This window comes from Vibrio sp. TRT 1302, assembly GCF_050113875.1.
Lineage (GTDB): Bacteria > Pseudomonadota > Gammaproteobacteria > Enterobacterales > Vibrionaceae > Vibrio.
On sequence record NZ_JBNJOF010000002.1, the window covers coordinates 321,709 to 342,033 of the forward strand.

18 protein-coding genes are annotated in these 20,325 nt (G+C 45.6%); 12 read left to right on the plus strand and 6 right to left on the minus strand.

Features of this window, described 5'->3' with window-relative positions; genetic code table 11:
• Positions 1-49 precede the first annotated feature (49 nt).
• From pabC to ACQEXP_RS04285, 7 genes are all read left to right on the plus strand, one after another.
• Positions 50-853, plus strand: a complete 804-nt coding sequence (pabC, locus tag ACQEXP_RS04255; RefSeq protein WP_426968403.1) for an aminodeoxychorismate lyase — start codon at positions 50-52, stop codon at positions 851-853.
• The gene (gene mltG / locus ACQEXP_RS04260; protein WP_269376030.1) at positions 850-1,866 is read left to right on the plus strand and encodes an endolytic transglycosylase MltG; all 1,017 of its coding nucleotides are present in this window, start codon (positions 850-852) and stop codon (positions 1,864-1,866) included. The genes pabC and mltG overlap by 4 nt, the downstream gene beginning before the upstream one ends.
• Entirely contained in the window at positions 1,863-2,492 is a 630-nt protein-coding gene (gene tmk / locus ACQEXP_RS04265) for a dTMP kinase (RefSeq protein WP_426968405.1), read from the plus strand. Before mltG ends, tmk begins: the two co-directional genes overlap by 4 nt.
• Positions 2,493-2,495: 3 nt before the next feature.
• Entirely contained in the window at positions 2,496-3,458 is a 963-nt protein-coding gene (locus ACQEXP_RS04270) for a DNA polymerase III subunit delta' (RefSeq protein WP_269376028.1), read from the plus strand.
• Complete coding sequence (locus ACQEXP_RS04275) at positions 3,449-4,216, plus strand: TatD family hydrolase (protein WP_426968407.1); 768 nt, start codon at positions 3,449-3,451, stop codon at positions 4,214-4,216. Before ACQEXP_RS04270 ends, ACQEXP_RS04275 begins: the two co-directional genes overlap by 10 nt.
• 444 nt (positions 4,217-4,660) lie before the next feature.
• Positions 4,661-6,091 (plus strand): PTS glucose transporter subunit IIBC, encoded by a 1,431-nt coding sequence (ptsG, locus tag ACQEXP_RS04280; RefSeq protein WP_269376026.1) that lies wholly within the window; start codon positions 4,661-4,663, stop codon positions 6,089-6,091.
• A 226-nt stretch (positions 6,092-6,317) separates the two neighbouring features.
• Entirely contained in the window at positions 6,318-6,740 is a 423-nt protein-coding gene (locus ACQEXP_RS04285) for a hypothetical protein (protein ID WP_426968409.1), read from the plus strand.
• A gap of 65 nt (positions 6,741-6,805) precedes the next feature.
• Here the strand turns inward: ACQEXP_RS04285 and ACQEXP_RS04290 are convergent, their stop codons facing one another.
• The gene (locus tag ACQEXP_RS04290) at positions 6,806-7,393 is read right to left on the minus strand and encodes an outer membrane protein (RefSeq protein ID WP_269376024.1); all 588 of its coding nucleotides are present in this window, start codon (positions 7,391-7,393) and stop codon (positions 6,806-6,808) included.
• Positions 7,394-7,525: 132 nt separating this feature from the next.
• Between ACQEXP_RS04290 and ACQEXP_RS04295 the strand changes: the two genes are divergently transcribed.
• On the plus strand, positions 7,526-7,618 hold the full coding sequence (locus tag ACQEXP_RS04295) for a YnhF family membrane protein (RefSeq protein ID WP_269376023.1): 93 nt from the start codon (positions 7,526-7,528) through the stop codon (positions 7,616-7,618).
• Positions 7,619-7,625: 7 nt separating this feature from the next.
• Entirely contained in the window at positions 7,626-8,774 is a 1,149-nt protein-coding gene (locus ACQEXP_RS04300; protein ID WP_269376022.1) for a patatin-like phospholipase family protein, read from the plus strand.
• Between the two features lie 44 nt (positions 8,775-8,818).
• Here the strand turns inward: ACQEXP_RS04300 and pyk are convergent, their stop codons facing one another.
• The gene (pyk, locus tag ACQEXP_RS04305; RefSeq protein ID WP_269376021.1) at positions 8,819-10,261 is read right to left on the minus strand and encodes a pyruvate kinase; all 1,443 of its coding nucleotides are present in this window, start codon (positions 10,259-10,261) and stop codon (positions 8,819-8,821) included.
• 338 nt (positions 10,262-10,599) lie between these two features.
• Here pyk and mlc point away from each other — a divergent pair, with 338 nt between their 5' ends.
• Both mlc and ACQEXP_RS04315 read left to right on the plus strand, forming a co-directional pair.
• The gene (gene mlc, locus ACQEXP_RS04310; RefSeq protein WP_269376020.1) at positions 10,600-11,817 is read left to right on the plus strand and encodes a sugar metabolism global transcriptional regulator Mlc; all 1,218 of its coding nucleotides are present in this window, start codon (positions 10,600-10,602) and stop codon (positions 11,815-11,817) included.
• 129 nt (positions 11,818-11,946) lie between these two features.
• On the plus strand, positions 11,947-12,894 hold the full coding sequence (locus ACQEXP_RS04315; RefSeq protein ID WP_269376019.1) for a chemotaxis protein CheV: 948 nt from the start codon (positions 11,947-11,949) through the stop codon (positions 12,892-12,894).
• Positions 12,895-12,973: 79 nt separating this feature from the next.
• Here ACQEXP_RS04315 and ACQEXP_RS04320 read toward each other — a convergent pair whose 3' ends face one another.
• The 4 genes from ACQEXP_RS04320 to ACQEXP_RS04335 form a co-directional block, all read right to left on the minus strand.
• Positions 12,974-16,045 carry an error-prone DNA polymerase gene (locus tag ACQEXP_RS04320; protein ID WP_426968413.1) on the minus strand — a complete coding sequence of 1,024 codons (3,072 nt, stop codon included), beginning with the start codon at positions 16,043-16,045 and terminating at the stop codon, positions 12,974-12,976.
• An 11-nt stretch (positions 16,046-16,056) separates the two neighbouring features.
• On the minus strand, positions 16,057-17,457 hold the full coding sequence (locus ACQEXP_RS04325; protein ID WP_426968415.1) for a Y-family DNA polymerase: 1,401 nt from the start codon (positions 17,455-17,457) through the stop codon (positions 16,057-16,059).
• Positions 17,458-17,459: 2 nt separating this feature from the next.
• Complete coding sequence (gene imuA, locus ACQEXP_RS04330) at positions 17,460-18,137, minus strand: translesion DNA synthesis-associated protein ImuA (protein WP_426968417.1); 678 nt, start codon at positions 18,135-18,137, stop codon at positions 17,460-17,462.
• Between the two features lie 144 nt (positions 18,138-18,281).
• Complete coding sequence (locus tag ACQEXP_RS04335; protein WP_269376015.1) at positions 18,282-19,025, minus strand: YciK family oxidoreductase; 744 nt, start codon at positions 19,023-19,025, stop codon at positions 18,282-18,284.
• An 87-nt stretch (positions 19,026-19,112) separates the two neighbouring features.
• Between ACQEXP_RS04335 and sohB the strand changes: the two genes are divergently transcribed.
• Positions 19,113-20,174, plus strand: a complete 1,062-nt coding sequence (gene sohB, locus ACQEXP_RS04340) for a protease SohB (protein ID WP_269376014.1) — start codon at positions 19,113-19,115, stop codon at positions 20,172-20,174.
• Positions 20,175-20,325: the final 151 nt, after the last annotated feature.

The window sequence follows — 20,325 nt, forward strand, 5'->3', positions numbered from 1 at the left end:
TAAGCCAAGATTTTCACTCGCTTCGATGCCAGACAAATAAGGAAGTGACATGTTTTTGGTTAACGGCAGTCCCTCTGATTTTATCTCTTTAACCGATCGATCATTCCAATACGGTGATGGCTGTTTCACCACCATGCTGACAAAAAATGGCACCATTCAATACTGGTCATATCATATAGATCGCATGAACGCTTGCTTGGACTTGTTACAAATTCCTCATCCTGATTGGCAACAGGTAGAGCAGTGGTTGGACAGAGTGGCGAGATCAGATAACAGGGCTGGTATCAAGCTCCATATTAGTCGTGGCGAAGGGGGTAGGGGATATAGCCCTACTCAAGTGGACTCACCAAATGTTACTATTAGCGACTTTATTTATCCGCCTCACTATGAACAATGGCTAGAGCAAGGATTGTCGCTCGGAATATGCACCACGCGGCTTGGGTACAACCCACTATTGGCTGGGCATAAGCATAACAATCGTCTTGAACAGGTGCTACTGAAAGCTGAAATGGATGGCGCTCATTTGCCTGATGGCATTGCACTCGATATCGATGATCATGTCATAGAAACTACTATGGCAAACGTGTTTTGGTTTCACGGTAACCAGTTATGTACTCCTGATCTCTCTAAGTCGGGGGTTTCGGGCGTGATGAGACGGGTCATCTTGGAGTGGGCCAAGGCGAATGGCATCGCAATCGAAGTCAGCAACTTCGCTTTGACAGATGTGCTAGACGCTGACGAAGTGTTTATCACCAATTCAATTCTTGGCGTTGCACCGGTAAACCAGATAGGTGAAAAGACGTTTGCAATAGGAACAATAACTAAACGAATTCAGGAGATGGTTAACTCGTGATTAAAAAAATCACTCTTTTTCTGCTATTGGTAGTCGCACTCGCAGCGGCTGGCTACTTCTATGTTGCCAAGCAGGTTCAACACTATGTGGATCAACCTATAAAGATCGAACAAGCCGAAATTTTCACTATTGAATCAGGAACGAGTTTTAATCGTGTTTTGTCTAATCTAACCAAAGCTGGTTGGATAGAAACGAGCGATATGGTTCAGTTCGTACGCCGTTTTCATCCTGAACTTACCCAACTTAGGGCAGGAACCTACCTCCTTGAGCCGGGTCTTGATCTTAAGCAAGCCTTGATGCAATTTAAGCAAGGTAAAGAACATCAGTTTGCGATCACTTTTGTCGAAGGTTCTACATTCAAAGAGTGGCGAGAAATTTTAGAAACATCGCCGTACTTAGAACACGAGCTAATGGGGCTCAGTGAGGCCGAAATCGCGGATTTAGTGGGTTTGCCATATCAGAAGCTTGAGGGTTTGCTCCTCGCAGAAACCTATCACTATACATTTGGTGCGTCCGATCTGGATATTATCAAGCGAGCTGCGGCTAAGCTTCAGGCAGTGCTTGATGAGCACTGGGAAAAACGTCAGGCTAATTTACCCCTTAAAACATCGTACGAAGCCCTAATTCTTGCCTCTATTATAGAGAAAGAGACGGCTGTTGAATCGGAGCGTGAGCGTGTTGCCGCGGTGTTTGTAAATCGCCTCAACAAACGTATGCGACTACAAACGGATCCTACGGTTATCTATGGCATGGGAGACAAGTACGACGGCAATATTCGCAAAAAAGATCTGCGTACTCCGACCCCTTATAACACCTATACCATTTTTGGATTGCCGCCAACACCGATCGCTATGCCTGGAGAGGCATCTATCGCCGCAGCGTTGAATCCTGAAGATAGTAACTATCTTTATTTTGTCGCAAGTGGCAAGGGTGGTCACGTTTTCTCTAAAACATTGGTTGAACATAACCGCGCTGTTCAAGCGTATCTAAAACAATTAAGAAGTAACAAATGAAAAACGCGAAATTCATCGTTATCGAAGGCCTAGAAGGGGCTGGTAAAAGCACGGCGATTCAAGCTGTTCTAGAAACTCTCAAACAGGCGGGTATTGAGCGTATTCAGCATACACGTGAACCTGGTGGTACCGCATTGGCGGAAAAACTTCGTACCCTTGTGAAGCAAGAGCACCAAGGCGAAGAATTGCAGGACATGACGGAACTGCTATTGATGTATGCTGCCAGAGTTCAATTGGTTGAGAATGTCATAAAACCAGCTCTTGCTGATGGTATCTGGGTGGTTGGTGACCGTCATGATATGTCTTCTCAAGCTTATCAGGGTGGTGGTCGTCAGATTCCTCGTGAAACCATGCAGGCGCTCAAGAAAACGACCTTGGGAGATTTCAAGCCCGACTTAACGATTTATCTAGATCTCGATCCTCGTGTCGGCTTAGAGCGTGCTCGAGGACGTGGCGAGCTTGACCGCATCGAAAAAATGGACATGAGCTTTTTTGACAGAACACGCGAACGCTATTTGGAAATTGCTGAACAAGATGATTCGGTTGTGGTTATCAATGCAGAGCAAGCGATTGCAAAGGTTGCTGCGGATATCTCTGCCGTGTTAAGTGATTGGGTGAACGCGTAGCCTATGAACCAACTTTATCCTTGGCTGACTGACTTATGGCAGGAGTGGCAGGCAAATCTACAAACTGACCGTTTTTCTAACGCGTCTCTTGTCGTCGCGCAACAAGGGATGGGCATCGAGCAGCTAATTGAGCAGTTTAGTCGAGCTGTGATGTGTCAAAACTATCCTGCTGAGGCTTGTGGGTTTTGTCACTCATGTCAGCTGATGGAGTCGAACAGCCATCCTGACTATCACATCATCCAGCCTGAAAAAGAGGGCAAGACGATCACTGTCGAACAGATTCGCCAATGTAATCGACTCGCGCAGGAATCGTCACAGCTATCTGGGGCAAGGCTGTTTGTTATTCATCCTGTCGAAGCGATGAATGAATCGGCGGCGAACGCCCTGCTTAAAACGTTAGAAGAGCCTTCTTCGAGCTGTTTGTTCTTGTTGGTAACGCATCGTTCACATTCACTATTGCCAACAATTACTAGCCGTTGTCAGCAGTGGCACTTGGCCGCTCCTGAATCTCAATCGGTAGCCAAATGGTTAAGTGAACAGTCGATTGGTGAAGTGCCTGCTTACGCTGCCCATATTAATGGCAATGCGCCTCTCGCGACATTGACGTTTGTTCAGCAGGGAAAAGTGAGTCACTATCTTGAACTTGAATCGCAATTTCTTGCCCTATGCCGACAGCAAGGGGACGTTGTCAAATTGGCTAAAGATCTTGCTCAAGAGCCTAGCGAATCACTTAATTGGATATGGTATCTGCTTGCAGATGCACAAAAGGTTCACTACGGTTTGCACTCCTCGTCTTTTACACCTGGAGCTTCTCAAGTAGCACAGCTAGTGGACTATCAGAAGTTGTATACACAGACTCAGGAATTAATCAAACTCATAGAGCAGCTTAGACTACACTCTGGTTTAAATGCTGAGTTGCTTATTCTTGATTGGCTGTTCAAATTTAATGGGGACATATGTTCGTAGATTCTCACTGTCACTTAGACAAATTAGATTATCAAGATCTACACAATGGTATAGAGGATGTGGTTGCTAAAGCGAAAGCGGCCAATGTGACTGATCTACTTTCTGTTGGTGTTACGCTTGACTCTTTTCCTAATATGATCGAGTTGATTGAACCATACGATAATGTCTATGCATCTTGTGGTGTTCATCCTCTCGATGTTGAGAGCGATTTCGCACTCGATCAGCTTCATGAATATGCCTCTCATCCCAAAGTTGTGGCTATTGGTGAAACGGGTCTTGATTACCACTACCAACCTGAGACCGCAGAACTTCAAAAGTTGCGTTTTGAGCAGCAAGTTGAGTTGGCGGTAAAGCTGAACAAGCCACTCATTATTCATACTCGCAATGCACGTCAAGATACATTGGATATTTTGGCGAATGGCCATGCGGAAAAATGTGGTGGAGTTATTCATTGTTTCACTGAGGATCTTCCTTTCGCTCAAGCTGCAATGGAAATGGGTTTTTATATATCAATTTCTGGGATCGTGACTTTTCGCCAAGCCACCGAGCTGAAAGAAGTTGTGAAAGCTTTACCACTTGAGAGGCTGCTTATTGAGACCGACTCACCTTATTTAGCTCCCGTTCCTCATCGAGGTAAACAGAACCAACCAGCGTATGTAGTGGAGGTGGCTTCCTACATTGCACAGCTTAAAGGGTGTTCACTCGGTGAAGTTGGGCAAAAAACCAGCGAAAACTTCAGAAATCTTTTTTTGAGATAGAAAATGAGATTTGTACGAAAAAGGAGCGTAGGCTCCTTTTTTTTGTGTCCAAGATCACGTGTGACCGAATTTTTAGCCTTGTTTACTAAATATGTTGAAGATGAGAACTAAAAATGTACGGGTTGTAATTTTGTTACATGAAATAACAACCGTGTCTATTTTATTTACCTATCGAAATTAATAGGTGTCATTAATTTTATCAATAAAAACAAGATGTTACTAAAGTGAAATCCATTTCAAATGGGGTTTTGGATTGTGATCTATATATTAGTTTGAAACTAAATTTCGTAACTCGCTAGAAAGTTTGATTACCAACAATATATATTTAGAGGCAGAAAATATACTGTCATATGTGGTTACATTTTCTTTGGGTGCTAACATTTAAGGCTACGGGGGTGTGCCGTTAGAGCCCAATAATTCTTATAATTTTTCAGGAGCATAAACATGTTTAAGAACCTTTTTGCTAACCTGCAAAAAGTTGGTAAAGCTCTGATGCTACCAGTATCGGTGTTACCAGTTGCAGGTATTTTATTAGGTGTAGGCGCTGCCGACCTAGGCTTTATTCCAGATATCGTATCGAATTTGATGGAACAAGCGGGCGGTTCAGTATTTGGTCAAATGGCACTACTGTTCGCAGTAGGTGTAGCACTTGGCTTTACTAACAACGACGGTGTAGCGGGTCTTGCTGCAATCGTTGGTTACGGCATCATGACTGCAACACTAGGCGTAATGGCTGGTGTTATGGGTGTTGAGAAAATCGATACTGGTGTTCTTGGTGGTATCCTAGTAGGTGGTGTTGCTGCATGGGCATTCAACCGTTTCTTCAAGATCCAACTTCCAGAATACTTGGGCTTCTTCGCTGGTAAACGTGCTGTGCCAATCATCACTGGTTTTACTGCGATTGGTCTTGGTATCGTTCTTTCAGTTGTTTGGCCTCCAATCGGTGGTGCTATCGCATCATTCTCTGACTGGGCTGCTCACCAAAACCCACAAGTTGCATTCGGTATCTACGGTATCGTTGAGCGTTCACTAATCCCATTCGGTCTTCACCACGTATGGAACGTACCATTCTTCTTCGAAGCAGGTACTTGTGTTAACGCTGCTGGCGAAACTCAAAACGGCGTACTTACTTGTTACCTAGTGGCTGATGAAGCTTCTCGTGCTGCGGGCAATGGCTTCGGTCAGCTAGCAGGTGGTTACATGTTCAAGATGTTCGGTCTACCAGCTGCTGCTATTGCTATCGCTCACTCTGCTAAGCCAGAGAACCGTGCGAAAGTAATGGGTATCATGGCTTCTGCTGCACTGACTTCATTCCTAACAGGTATCACTGAGCCAATCGAGTTCTCGTTCCTATTCGTTGCTCCTGTACTTTACGGAATTCACGCTCTACTAGCTGGTTCTGCGTACGTTGTTGCTAACACTCTAGGTTTTGTACACGGTACTTCATTCTCACACGGTCTAATCGACTTCCTAGTTCTTTCTGGTAACTCTCAGAAGATGGGTCTGATGGTTGCTGTAGGTCTAGTTTACGCTGCAATCTACTACGTGGTATTCCGCGCAGTTATCAAAGCGATGGATCTTAAGACTCCTGGTCGTGAAGATGAAACAGAAGAGACTTCAGTTGCTACTGGTTCTGACCTAGCTGGTGAACTTGTTGCTGCATTCGGCGGTAAAGCTAACATCACTGGTCTTGATGCATGTATCACTCGTCTACGTGTTGCCGTTGCAGACACAGCAGCTGTTGACCAAGACAAACTAAAACAACTAGGCGCTGCAGGTGTTGTAGTTGTAGCAGGTGGTGTTCAGGCTATCTTCGGTACTAAGTCTGACAACCTGAAAACAGAAATGGATGAGTGGATTCGTAACCACGGTTAATCCATCCCCATACTGATAAAAAGGAGGCATTAGCCTCCTTTTTTTATTTTCATGCCTGAAGATGTATCCATAGGTCATCGCTCTACAAGCACTGATATTCCTAGTCATATTCTGCGTAAGCTACCTTGCTGCCCCTTGTCTTTTACTTCACTTTACTCTGACATCCAAATCCTACATATATGGATAATTGTACGCTGTTTTATTTGTGTTGATAGGAATACCCAGTATGAAAAAGTTCCTTTATCCTGTCGCGACAGGTGTGCTTGCCGCTAGCTTAAGCGTGGCAGCATTTGCCGAAGACACTCCGTCAAATGATCTGTCTCTTGGCATGGCTTGGGATCAAGACTTGAGTGTAGTGGTTGAGTTAGACAACCAGTACCGATTCACGATTGGTAATGAGGGCGGGGCGTTTGACTATATTTTAAAACGTGGCCAGTTTGACGCTAACACTCCAGTAACATGGTACGTTGGTGTCGGTGGTTGGAGTGAGTGGGATCATAAAGAGTTTGGCGCAAGAGTACCAATTGGTTTGAATTGGAATCTAAGCCAAGGCTGGAACATGTACGGACAAATTCAGCCAGAATTGAATTTGTACACAGGCCCAGAACTTCAAATCGGTGGTGCAATAGGTATTAAATATACCTTCTAGAAACAAACCTTGATAATTGCGGGTAAGAGGTGATGGATACCGAGTTACCCGCTTTTGGTGTACGACTAAAAGCGCCAGCTAATCCCAAGATTTGCGGAGAATTGGTTCATCCAATCTGTTTTGAATTTAATCACGCAGGAGTCATTGCTACTGTTGTTGAATTGGCATATTCCAGTGGTTTCGTTATCCACGACCGTTCCCAGCCAACGAATGTGAGTGTTAAGCGCAAGTGAGTCTGATACTCGGTATTCAATCCCCGTAAATATACTCGCTGAAAAACCTACTTCGTCTTTAACCCAATCCGCATCGATATAAGATGCTCCAAGCCCGATACCCAAGTAAGCCGAGATCTTGTCCTCGACCGGATAGTAGACGCTGCTTTGTAGATGCAAGTAGTGGATCGATGAGTCGAGGTTGATGTTTTCCACTTCACTGTTTTGTTGGCTGTAGAATAGTCCAATGCGACCGTTGTCAATATCACTTTCAATTGACAGGGCAAAGCTTGGTGAGCTGGTTAAGTCGAGCTTGTTTTGAGCTTGGTCTTCAACACTTCCTCCCGCGGTGTAGCCAATCCAAGGTGAAATATGTATCTCAGCAAAGGTCATGGGACTGGTTACAAGTAACAGTATTGGCATGGTATGTTTGAGTTTCATTTATCGCCTCTTTCCCCATCAGTAATGAGCTAATTGTGACGCTAACATCATAATACCGCACAAAAAATACGTATTAATTGAAGATGGCTCACATTGATGTTATTACTTTGTTACACAATAAAGGAGGTGTCTATGCAACACGATCTGAAGTTTGCCCTAATCATTACAGTGACAGTATTTGCTGTTATTCTCGGATTTGCTGTTACTGCTGTTATGACGGCGTAGCCATTCGATGAAAAACTGCGGTGTTATCACCAACGCTGCTGTACAACTCGATACTGAAAGGCTCAAAAAGTACACTGGCGGTAAGAATGCTTTGGTTGCTCAGGGAGGCGGCCAAAGGGGGATTTTTACCTCTGGTGTTCTTGATGCATTTCTCCTTTCCAATTTTGATCCCTTCCACTCCTTTTATGGCACATCGGCTGGTGCATTGAACTTGTGTGCTTTCCTATGCCGTCAAAGAGGTATTGGCCGCTCGTTTATTCTCGACCTGACGACTGACTCTGAGTTTTTTCACCTATTTCGTTACATTCGCCGTAAGCAGTATCTTGGTTTAGATTGGGCTTTGGATAAGATTAGTGACTATCCGTACCGGCTAGATATAGATTTAGGTCGAAGGGTGCTGGCAAATCGGCATGCCTATGCCGCTGTAACCGATACTGAGCGTTTGTTTGACCACTACCTACCAATGTTGCAAGAAGATTGGAAAAAGGTGCTCATAGCCACGTGTGCGATTCCTCGTTTATATCATCAACCAGTACAGTTTCCTCACGGCGAGTATGTTGATGGGGGTGTTTCCGCTTCGATACCCGTCCAAGAGGCGTGGCGCAGAGAGGCGCGTTGCATCGTTGTCATTCGGACGGAAGGTGATGATCTATTAGATAAGCCTCCTGTTGAGACTCAGCAACTGGAAAATATGTGGCTACGTGATTCGTTTAATCTCATCCATGGGCATTTCCAGGAAAGGCTTGGACGCTGGAAACACGATTGGCAACTGTTTTTCGCCGAGCAGGTTGAGCGTGCTAAGCGCGAAAAAATAGAGCATAAACATCTTGAATCACTAAATGGGGGACGTTGGCTATTTGGGGCGGATGATGTTTATCGACTTAGTCATTTGTTGGGAGACAAGTTTGATTCAGGCCTAGCGGATATGCTGATGGTGCACTACCAAACCTATTCGTTGACCCAAGAGTTTTTGCACTCGCCACCTGATGACTGTTTTGTTATCCAAATTAGACCCGAACAACCGCTGAAGTCGAGTTCATTAATGAGTGAGCGAGAAGATCTGCTGCATGACTACCAGACGGGCTTAGACGCTGGATTTCGTTTTGTAGAGGCGTTTTCTCAGTGTACTGACAAGATTGCCTTCGTATGTAAATAAGGGAGCTGATACGCTCCCTTAACGGTTTTCAGAGTGTTGGTTTGTTATGCAGCTAAGATACGCATACAGTTGGTTGAACCAACGACGTCCATCACATCCCCCTGAGTAATAATCACTAGGTCGCCATCGTCTAATAATCCACGTTGTTTCAAGGTGGCGACAGCGGCTTCGGCTGTGGCGAGCCCTGTTGCTGATTTATCATCAAAGAAGACAGGGAATACGCCGCGATAAAGCGCCGATAAATTGAGAGTACTTTCATTGCGTGAGAGAGCGAAGATTGGTAGCCCCGAGCTCAAGCGAGACATCATAAGCGCGGTACGACCTGATTCAGTCAGTGTCACAATGCCCTTGATGCCACGCATGTGGTTTGCTGCAAACATTGTTGACATCGCAATCGTCTCTTCGCCTGTCTCAAATACGGACTCCATTCGGTAGCTAGAACGGTTTACAGCGGACATTTTCTCTGCCCCTAAACAGACTTCTGCCATCGAGCGAACGGTTTCCAGTGGGTATTTGCCCGCAGCGGTTTCACCTGACAACATGACGGCATCGGTGCCGTCTAAGACCGCATTGGCTACGTCCATTACTTCGGCACGAGTCGGCATTGGGTTTTCCATCATTGACTCCATCATCTGCGTCGCCGTGATAACGGTGCGGTTGAGTGCTCGAGCTCTGCGGATAAGTTGTTTTTGAACACCCACAAGCTCTGGGTCACCAATTTCGACCCCTAAATCACCACGCGCAACCATCACCGCATCCGAAGCAATGATGATGTCGTCAATGTTCGCTTCACTCTCTACCGTTTCGGCACGTTCCACTTTGGCGACGAGACGAGTCTGTAGCCCCGCATCGGTCGCCAGTCTGCGGGCATACTTCATATCTTCCCCGTTGCGAGGAAATGAGACCGCAAGGTAGTCAACGTTAATTTCGGCCGCGAGCTTGATATCTCTCTTGTCCTTCTCTGTGAGCGCTTCAGCAGAGAGACCACCGCCTTTTTTGTTTATCCCTTTGTTGTTTGATAGCGGACCACCAATAATGACTTTGGTACGAACTTCTGTACCGCTAACGGCAATGACCTGTAGCTGAACACGGCCATCGTCAAGCAGTAGAATGTCGCCTGTCGAGACGTCATTTGGTAGTTCTTTATAGTCAAGGCCGACTGCGTCCTTATTGCCTTCACCTGGAGGTAAGGCGCTGTCCAGAGTGAAAATATCGCCGATAGAGAGGGTGATTTTGCCTTCTTTAAATGTGGACACACGAATTTTGGGTCCTTGAAGGTCCCCTAGAATAGCAACATGAGTGCCCAGTTTTGCTGCGATGTTACGAACTCGAGTCGCTCGCTCTCGATGATCGTCTGCGGTTCCGTGCGAGAAGTTCATCCGTACTACATTAACCCCAGCTTCGATAATTGCTTCAAGCATGCCGGGTTGATCGGTAGAAGGTCCTAGAGTAGAGACAATTTTTGTTCTTCTTTGGATTGCAGTCATTCGGATCTCCTTGGTTTGACTTTGCCGCGTACTGATTAACGTGCGGCACCTGTGCTTTTTCCGTCCTTACGTCAGGTTAGCTATAAGTATATACCTGAGTAAAATCTGTGCTGATAAATCACATTACAATTCGATGTCGGTCTGTGAAAAGGTGATGGAAGAGATATTTATTAACGCAAAAAAATGCGAATCGATTTGTGATAAATCCTTCGCTATTTGATTAGGAACACAAAGAATCATGTTTATACGTGACACTTGTCACGGCAATCTATCAAAGCTCTTCACAATTACTTCGCAAAGTAAAAAAATTGTCGAGTTGTTGATATTTGGAGCACTCTATGTACATGGCTCAACCCGGCCATATTGATCATATCAAGCAGGTCAATGCTGGCCGCGTATATAAACTTATTGATCAAAAAGGACCTATTTCGCGGATTGACCTCTCCAAACAGAGTGAGCTGGCGCCTGCTAGCATTACCAAAATCACCCGAGAGCTCATCGAAGCGCATCTTATTCATGAAACCACAGTTCAAGAAGCGACCAGTCGTGGGCGCCCTGCTGTTGGTTTGCAAGTCAACAATGAAGGTTGGCAGTTTCTATCTATGCGTCTTGGACGCGGCTACTTAACGATCGCTTTGCATGAGTTGGGTGGGGACGTTCTAATCGACACCAAAATCGATATCCATGAAGTGGACCAAGATGATGTTCTCGCTCGCTTACTTCATGAAATTGATGAGTTTTTTCAAACCTACTCAGAGCAGTTAGATCGCGTAACCAGTATCGCAATTACTTTGCCAGGTCTCGTTAACTCTGAGCAGGGGATAGTGCTGCAGATGCCGCACTACAATGTTGAGAATTTGCCGTTAGGGCCAGAAATATACAAGGCGACGGGGTTGCCAGTATTTATTGCCAACGATACGCGCGCTTGGGCTTTAGCTGAGAAGCTGTTTGGTCATTCTCAAGATAATGAGAATTCGGTTCTGATCTCTATTCACCACGGCTTAGGTGCAGGGATTGTGCTGGATGGACGTGTACTGCAAGGGCGTCATGGCAATATTGGTGAACTCGGTCATATCCAAATCGATCCCAATGGCAAGTTATGTCATTGTGGAAACCGTGGGTGTCTAGAAACGGTTGCCAGTTCTCAGGCAATTAGGGGGGAGGTGACTCAGCGTATCGCTCAGGGCGAAGCTTCTTCTCTATCGGAAATAGAAGAGATCACCGTAGAAGATATCTGTGAAGCGGCTGAAAATGGCGACCCGCTCGCTGTTGATGTGATTGAAAAACTTGGTCGTTACCTTGGCTCTGCGATTGCCATTGTGATTAACCTCTTCAACCCTGAAAAAGTGTTGATTGGTGGTGTGATTAACCAAGCGAAAGAAGTACTTTACCCAGCGATTCAAACTTGTATTGAAGAGCAAAGCTTACCCGTTTATCACCAAGACTTAGAGCTCGTAGAGTCACGTTTCTATAAGCAGGCAACGATGCCAGGAGCAGCATTAATCAAGCAAGCTCTTTATGATGGTCTATTGTTGATGAAGGTTATCGAAGGATAGTAGTTTCTGAGCTGTAGCTCCTTTATCTTTCTAGTAAACCCATATAATCTTGAATGATATATGGGTTTATTTTTATGTTAGTCTTGCTATAGACTACTTTTGTTATATACACATCGGTCGAGAAGTAGTATGTCTGGAGTTTTAAATACCGTTGATCAGCGAACTAATCTAGTGGGTGAAAACCGCCTAGAGCTGCTGTTGTTTAGCTTGAATAGCAGGCAGGTTTTCGCCATCAACGTATTCAAAGTACGTGAAGTGATCAAGGTTCCACCGTTGACCAAAATGCCCGGTTCGCACCACCATATCACCGGCGTTGCTTCTCTTCGTGGTGTATCCGTCCCTGTTATTGATTTGCGTGCAGCAATTGGTTTTCCTCCATCTCGTCTAGAGAATCAAGAAGAAAACCTTATCATCACGGAATATAACCGAACCATACAAGGGTTTCTGGTTGGTCAGGTGCGCAATATCGTTAATACCGCATGGACGGAAATTCAGCCTCCGCCAAAAACCGCAGGTCGTGCAAACTACTTAACGGCGATCACGCATGTTAAAGGTGGTGACAATCTCGATATCGTTGAAATCATCGATGTAGAGAAGGTGCTGGCTGAGATTATTGACTATGACATCTCTATCTCGGAAGGGGTACTCGATCACGATTTGGTGACCGAGATGGTTGGCCGTAACGTTCTGATTGTTGATGATTCTTCGACAGCACGAGCTCAAGTGCGTGGTACTTTGTCACAGCTTGGTTTGAATATTATTGAATGTCGTGATGGCTTAGAAGCGCTCAATTTACTTAAGTCGTGGTGCGACGAAGGTAAGAACGTCGTTGAAGACCTGTTGTTGATGATCACCGATGCCGAAATGCCAGAAATGGATGGCTACAAGCTGACTCATGAAGTTCGTAGTGATCCCCGAATGAAAGACCTTTTTGTCACACTCAATACTTCTCTCAGTGGCAGTTTTAATGATGCTATGGTGAAAAAGGTAGGCTGTGATCGTTTTATTTCTAAGTTCCAGCCGGACTTATTGGTTCAAGTGGCGCAAGATCGTCTTCGCGATGTATTGAATAAATAGAAATGATCGATATCTGTATTGATTAAAGGGAGCATTGCTCCCTTTTTCTTTGATTTATAATGGGTTTATATCGTTGACCTTAGTGAAAGTCCCGCGATTTACTGCGTAAATCTTGCAGCTTATCGGTCATATCGATCAAACGGCCGGCAATAACATGATGAACATCCCCTTCTTTCTCTAAAATCCCTTTCACCTGCAAGATCTTTGCGGTCAAATAGGCGGCTTTTTGGGCCCGTGAGGTTGCTTTCCAAACCACGACATTGATGTTGCCTGTATCATCTTCTAGCGTGAAAAACGTCACTCCTGCGGCGGTTCCTGGTGACTGTTTCCCCGTTACGACACCGGTCACCGTGACTAAAGACTGATGCGCTTTCTGTGCCAAATCACGCATACGAGTAAAGCGACCGAGAGCACCGTTTTCATCCAATAGAGTGATAGGGTGCTTGGCAAGAGATAGACCAGTTGCGGCATAATCTTCAAGGATAGTTTGACTTTCGGAAGGTACATTCACAGTGGGGAGTTCGGCTTCTTGCATATGCTGAAATAGAGGGAGCTCAGAGAGTGAATCCATCATTGCCCAACGGGTCTGATAGCGATTATTACATAGGCTATGCATGGCGTTAGCGGACGCTAGCAACTCAAGATCACGTTGGCTGAGACCAATATGTTTAAGTTGATTGATATGAGTAAATCCCGTTTCGGCTCTGGCATGAAGCAATTGTTTAGCACTTTGAGCGCTGAAGCCTTTGATTTGTCTGAGTCCAAGTCGAATCGCCCACTTACCCTGTTCACAAACGACGTGGTGATCATATTGCGAGGCATTCACACAGACTGGCAAAATATGAACACCATGGCGACGAGCGTCTTGTACGAGTTGTGAGGCACTATAAAATCCCATCGGCAGGCTATTGAGAAGCGATGTATAAAAAGCCTCAGGGTAGTAATGCTTGAGCCATGCCGAGCAATAAGCCAGTACTGCGAAAGAGGCGGAGTGACTTTCTGGAAAGCCATATTCACCAAATCCAAGTATCTGGGCGAAGATGCGTTCAGCAAACTCAATCTCATAGCCTCTGGCGAGCATACCTTCTACCAGCTTGGTTTTGAATTTGACTAAGTCACCACTCTTTTTCCACGCTGCCATAGCACGGCGAAGTTGATCCGCTTCACCACCACTGAAGCCCGCAGCAACCATCGCAATTTTAATCACTTGTTCCTGAAAAATAGGCACACCGAGAGTTCTCTCAAGTACGCTGCGCACCTCTTGTGATGGGTACTCGACACTTTCTTCTCCATTTCTGCGTTTTAGGTAGGGATGAACCATGTCACCTTGAATCGGGCCTGGACGAACAATGGCAATCTGAATGACGAGATCGTAATAGCAGGCGGGTTTTAAGCGTGGCAGCATACTCATTTGTGCCCGAGATTCGATTTGAAACACACCGACAGTATCGGCTTTCTGAATCATGCGGTAGACCTTGCTATCATCCTGACGTCGGGTGATTTCCGCAATGGTGAGTGTGCGGTGGTGGAGACGTTCAATGAGGTCAAAGCATTTACGAATCGCAGTCAGCATTCCCAACGCTAATACGTCTACTTTCAACAGTTTCAGTGACTCTAGATCATCCTTATCCCATTGAATAACGGTTCTGTCTGCCATCGATGCGTTTTCTACTGGGACGAGCTCATATAGCGGCCCTGCGGCAATAATAAAACCGCCCACATGCTGTGAGAGATGACGCGGAAAACCAAGAATATCATTCACCAACGAGATGAACTGTTCTCCCTTTAGCGAGTCTGGTTGAAGACCAAGCTCCACTATCTGAGCTTGCCATCCCTGATCTCGGTCGCGGCGATTGATATTTTTGATAAAGTAATCCAATTGACTCTCTTCGATTCCCAACGCTTTACCCACATCCCGCACGGCACTTTTGAAACGGTACGAAATGACCGTGGCGGCGAGTGCGGCTCGTTCGCGACCATATTTTTGATAAATATACTGGATGACTTCTTCGCGTCGTTCATGCTCAAAATCAACATCAATATCCGGCGGCTCATCGCGTTCACGGCTAATGAACCGTTCAAACAGGACGGAGATTTGTCTGGGATCCACAGAGGTAATCTCTAAGCAGTAACAGACGACTGAGTTGGCGGCTGAACCCCGCCCCTGATAGAGGATATGGTTGTTTTTGGCGAACATGACGATGTCATGAATGGTCAAAAAATAGAATGGATAATTGAGTTCGTCGATCAGTGCGAGTTCTTTATTAATCGTCGTTTCGATATCACTTGGAACGCCATCTGGAAAGCGCAGTTTTTTGCCATGCTCAACTAACTTGGTTAGGTAACTCATCGGCGTGTGTCCATCAGGAACCAGTTCGCTTGGATATTCGTATTGAAGCTCTCCTAGACTGAAGGTACAGCGTTTGGCAACCGCTATACTTTCTTGCAACCATTCGGCTTTAAACAACTTAGTGAGCTTTTCCTGACTGCGTAGCGTTCGTTCGGTGTTTGTTAATCGTTGTTCACCTAATTCACTCACGCTACAACCGTACTTTATCGCAGTCAGAGTGTGTTGCAGTGGTAAACGAGTCGCGGTATGCATTAATACGCCGCCACAAGCGGTAATGGGTAATTGGTGGTGAGTGGCGAGTTGCTGACAGTGTTCTAGGTATTGTTTGTCATCGGATTTAAGATGACGCTGTACGCCGACCCAAAGTCGATGGCGGTGATGCTGAGTGAGCCATTGTCCCCACTTATTGTCAGTGGTTTTATGACAAGGAAGCCAGATGAGTAAGCAACGCTTAGCCGACATCAAATCCCATTCTGATAGCTGATAGCTGCCTTTTTCAGAACGTCTTCTGGCATTGGTGATAATTCGACAAAGTTCAGCATAGGCCTCTCTGTTGGGGCATAACAGAACGACCTGACAGTCGTCATTGAGCCAAAACATGCTGCCTATAATCAGCTTAATATTAAGATTATGCTGTTGGCTGGCGCTATAAGCTCGGACGACTCCCGCAACAGAGCATTCGTCAGTGATAGCCAGCGAGTGATAGCGAAGAAAGTCCGCTTGTAAGATCAACTCTTCAGCATGCGAAGCGCCGCTAAGAAAAGAGAAGTTACTTTGACAAAACAGTTCAGCGTAAGCCATATCAACACTCGTTAGCTAAACATGCCGTGGACGAACCACTGGTGATCGTGATTACGAAATACCCATAGCCAACGTCCTGCGTGACTGCGAGCAACGAAGTAATCACGGGTCATATCATCGCCATCCCACCAGCCAGTAACGAGACGTTCAGGACCTTGAATAATGGCAATCTTTTCCATTAACGGCTCGGGTTTAGATAACAATAAACTCGGACGTAAGCGATAACTGATATGACGTATAGGGATTGGTAGAGTTGGGTCACAGAGAAAGGTCGCCTTTTCAGGACGAGGATCATGGCTGTGAGCGACTTTACGCACGAGTTCATTACCTAGCTTCGCTTGCAGAAGGCCAATCAGTTCCAGTTCGGTCTGTTCGCCTTGCACGCCGTTAAAGAGATCGGCGCTGGTGGATTCAAGCTCTCCGGCACGAATGAGACGCAAGGTTAATCCTTGAACCGGAGCTTCCAGTTTGATTGATTCCATTGTTAGGCGACAAAGTGTCAGCCACCGTGTGGTGAGATAATCCCCACTAGCGGAATAAAAGCTTACTGTGCACTCTTCTTTATCGCGTTGATGTAATCGCAGTGCCAGTTCGTAGCCCACTTGATTGCGTAGCGTCAGGAAGCATTCGAGTTTATCGAGTAGCTTGGTTAAAGGTTTTTCTAGCCATTGGACATTTTCGATGTCGAACAGAAGTTCTTGATAGCATTCAAAATGTTCAGGAGGGTGATAAAACGTGACAGGATGTTTGAATTGCCCCATCAGACGTCCTACGTAGTTGACCAGATCAATATCAAAACGACGAGCGACCTCTTGCATAGGTAAAGCGAGAAGTTGCTCAAGGGTCGTCACTCCAACTCGTTGTAGTTTTTCAACTTGCTTGTGCTCCAATTCAGTGGCGAAGAGCGGAAAAGGAGCCATCGCCGAGATAATTTTCTCTTTATCGAGCGTCAGTAGTGCGACACCTGATTTTGCTAGCAGCATGGCCGAGAATGGCGAGAAACCGATGGAGTACAGATAGTTAAGCTGTAACTTTTCAAGATGGTGTGAGACCCGTTGCCAATAGGCGCTTAGCCCTCCGTAGAGTGACAGCATATCCGTGACTTTCAATAACACGCCTTGCGGAGGAAATAAGCAAATATCAGACGTGACCATATACAGCCATTGGGCAATATTGAGCAACGTTTGCTGTTCGATTTTCGGATCGTAGGGGTGTACTTGTAGCTTCTGGCACAAAGCACTGGCACTCCCTAATCCCATACCTAGCTGAATACCTTCGTCGAGAGCCGCTTGGTTACATTGCACCACTTTAAAGTGGCTTGATTCAACAATCGCCAGTGGTGATGCGCTGTTTTCTGCAAATAATGCATCCAGCTGCAAGGTTGGGAAATGAAGGTAGATCCAACTTTGCATAGTTAGCCTTGCTGACGGATCGGGAATGGGATAACCACGGGTGCTTTAGGTTGCAGGGTCAAACTTGGCCAACTTGCACTCATATCGATGACGAAACTGCCCTGTGGCCAGCCTCCTTTGCGTTTAGTGATGGTCACTTCAATACCAAGCGGGTGGGGCAGTAATGTCATACTTAAGCTGACAGGTAGAGAAAAGAGACTTTTTGCTACGCTTTTAAAGACAAAGTGTAGGCAGTTGCCACGTTCACTTGCGACTTGCAGTCGTCTGGCTTGGTGAACTTCAAGCTCAGGATGCCAAAGTAACACATTGCTACACGCGCCACTGCGCAGACACTGTTCAGCCGCCCACAGTGCTTGGTGCGGGTTGCGAGGGGAGATCATCAGGACTTTATTCGTATCTAAACCCAAATGATGAAGCTGCTCAGCACACAAGTAACCTGGTGCTTGAATGAAGACAGATAATCGATCTTGGCTGGTGTTTTTCAGGTGTGGCAGCACTAGGCGTAATTCACCAATGCTGGTCTCACTTTGTAACTCGACGACGCCATATTTTGGAAAGCCACCTTCGAGCTTTTGATCCAAAAGTTCATAGCCTGTTGAGTAGTAATCGTGGTGCTCAGGTGTTTGGATTCCTGACCAAAGCCACTGTTTTTGCTTCAGATGCTCGATTAATTCATACATAATAATTTACCTGTATATACATACAGTATAATTTATTGAGTATGAACGGCAAGAGGAGAGAGATTTAAATGGATAAAAAAACGCCTTGTGCGATTAGAAACCGACCACAAGGCGTTGATTACAATGTAAAATAATTTTTTACGTTTATCGTTTTGGTTGTGCGTCGATACACTCACCGTTCACTGACTTGCTTTCTGCTGACATCAGGTACAGATAGAGCGGCATAATATCGAGAGGTGTTTTTAGCAAATCTGCATCTTCAGCAGGGTAAGCTTTAGCACGCATGCCTGTACGAGTCGCACCTGGATTGATGGCGTTGACACGAATGTTACTTTCGCTCAATTCGTCAGCAAGGATCTGCATCATCCCCTCAGTCGCAAACTTGGACATCGCATAAGTTCCCCAGAACGCACGGCCACTGTGACCAACCGTTGATGAGGTAAAAATGATGCGAGCATCTGGCGATTTATGCAGTAGTGGCAACACAGCTTGAGTCATCAGAAACTGCGCTTTAACGTTAACCTGCATGATATCGTCGTAAGTGTCTTCACCGATCTGATCAAATGGGCTAATGACGCCGAGTAAGCTGGCATTGTGCAAAACACCGTCTAAACGACCAAACTGACCCTCAATGGTATCAACCATATCGAGGTAGTTTTGTTTAGTCGCGCCTTTCATATCAAGCGGGATAATCGCTGGTTGAGGATAACCAGCCGCTTCGATTTCGTCGTAAGTCTGCTCCAGCTTTTTCACTGTACGACCAAGTAAAATCACGGTAGCGCCGTGCTCTGCATAAGAGAGCGCCGCTTGCTTACCGATGCCGGCACCTGCGCCAGTCACCAGAATGACTTTACCTTTCAGGGCATCTGAAGAAACAGCATATTCCACGATGTGTATCCTTTTGTAATGTTCTGCTTTATGAATCCATAACTTGGTGGTTACAATACACTAATTCGCACATTTGGGGATCTCACATTGGAATTTTTGTTGGACTATGGCCTGTTTTTGGCCAAGATTGTGACTGTTGTAGTCGCGGTGATTGCGATATTGGTTATTGCTAAAGCAGTGAGCGGAAAAAGTGGCGCTGCTAAGGGTGAACTCGAAATCACCAACTTAACAGAGCAGCATAAAAATACCGTTGAACAGCTAGAACATCACTTACATGACGACGCTTTCATCAAGGCTCGCGATAAGGCTGAGAAGAAGCAAGAGAAAGAACAGAATAAAGCGCGCGAAAAAGAGATTAAGAAGGCATCAAAAGAGGGCGAGCTGGATAGCAAACGTGAACCTCATCTGTTTGTCCTTGATTTTAAAGGTAGTATTGATGCTAAAGAAGTGGCTTCGCTGCGTGAGGAAGTGACGGCGATTTTAGCTGTAGCTCGTGAAGGCGATGAAGTGTTACTACGATTAGAGTCTGGTGGTGGCATGGTACATGGCTACGGTCTTGCTTCGTCTCAATTGGATCGTATCAAGGCAGCGAAACTTCCTTTGACGATTGCTGTTGATAAAGTCGCGGCAAGTGGCGGCTATATGATGGCCTGCATCGCCGATAAGATTGTTTCAGCACCATTTGCCATCGTCGGTTCTATTGGCGTGATTGCCCAGTTACCAAACTTCAATAAAGTGCTGAAAAAGTACGATATTGAATATGAACAACTGACGGCCGGTGAATACAAGCGCACGCTGACTATGTTTGGCGAAAACACAGATAAAGCGCGCGAGAAATTCAAGCAAGAGCTAGAAGAGACGCATGATCTCTTTAAAGATTTTATCCGTGAGCGTCGTCCAGCATTAGAGTTGGATAAAGTCGCGACCGGCGAGCATTGGTTTGGGACTCAAGCCTATAAGCTTGGTTTGGTTGATGAGATCAAAACGTCCGATGACATTGTCGTTGAAGCGTGCAAGGACAAAACCGTACTAGCCATTCATTACGTAGAGAAGAAGAAGCTCACCTCAAAGCTTGCAGGTCTTGCTGGAGAGGCGGCTGACAACGTTCTGATGAAGTTGATTGACCGTGGCCAGCGCCCAATTATCTAATATTGCTAATCATGCAGAATCAAAGCGCCTATCTCAAATGGCGCTTTTTTGTTTGTATTATATGAGGTGTTAAAAGCGGCAAGAAAGGCGAAGTCATTTAAAAGTTAAACTGAATTATGCGAAATGGTAGCCATTTATAATGTTGTCTATA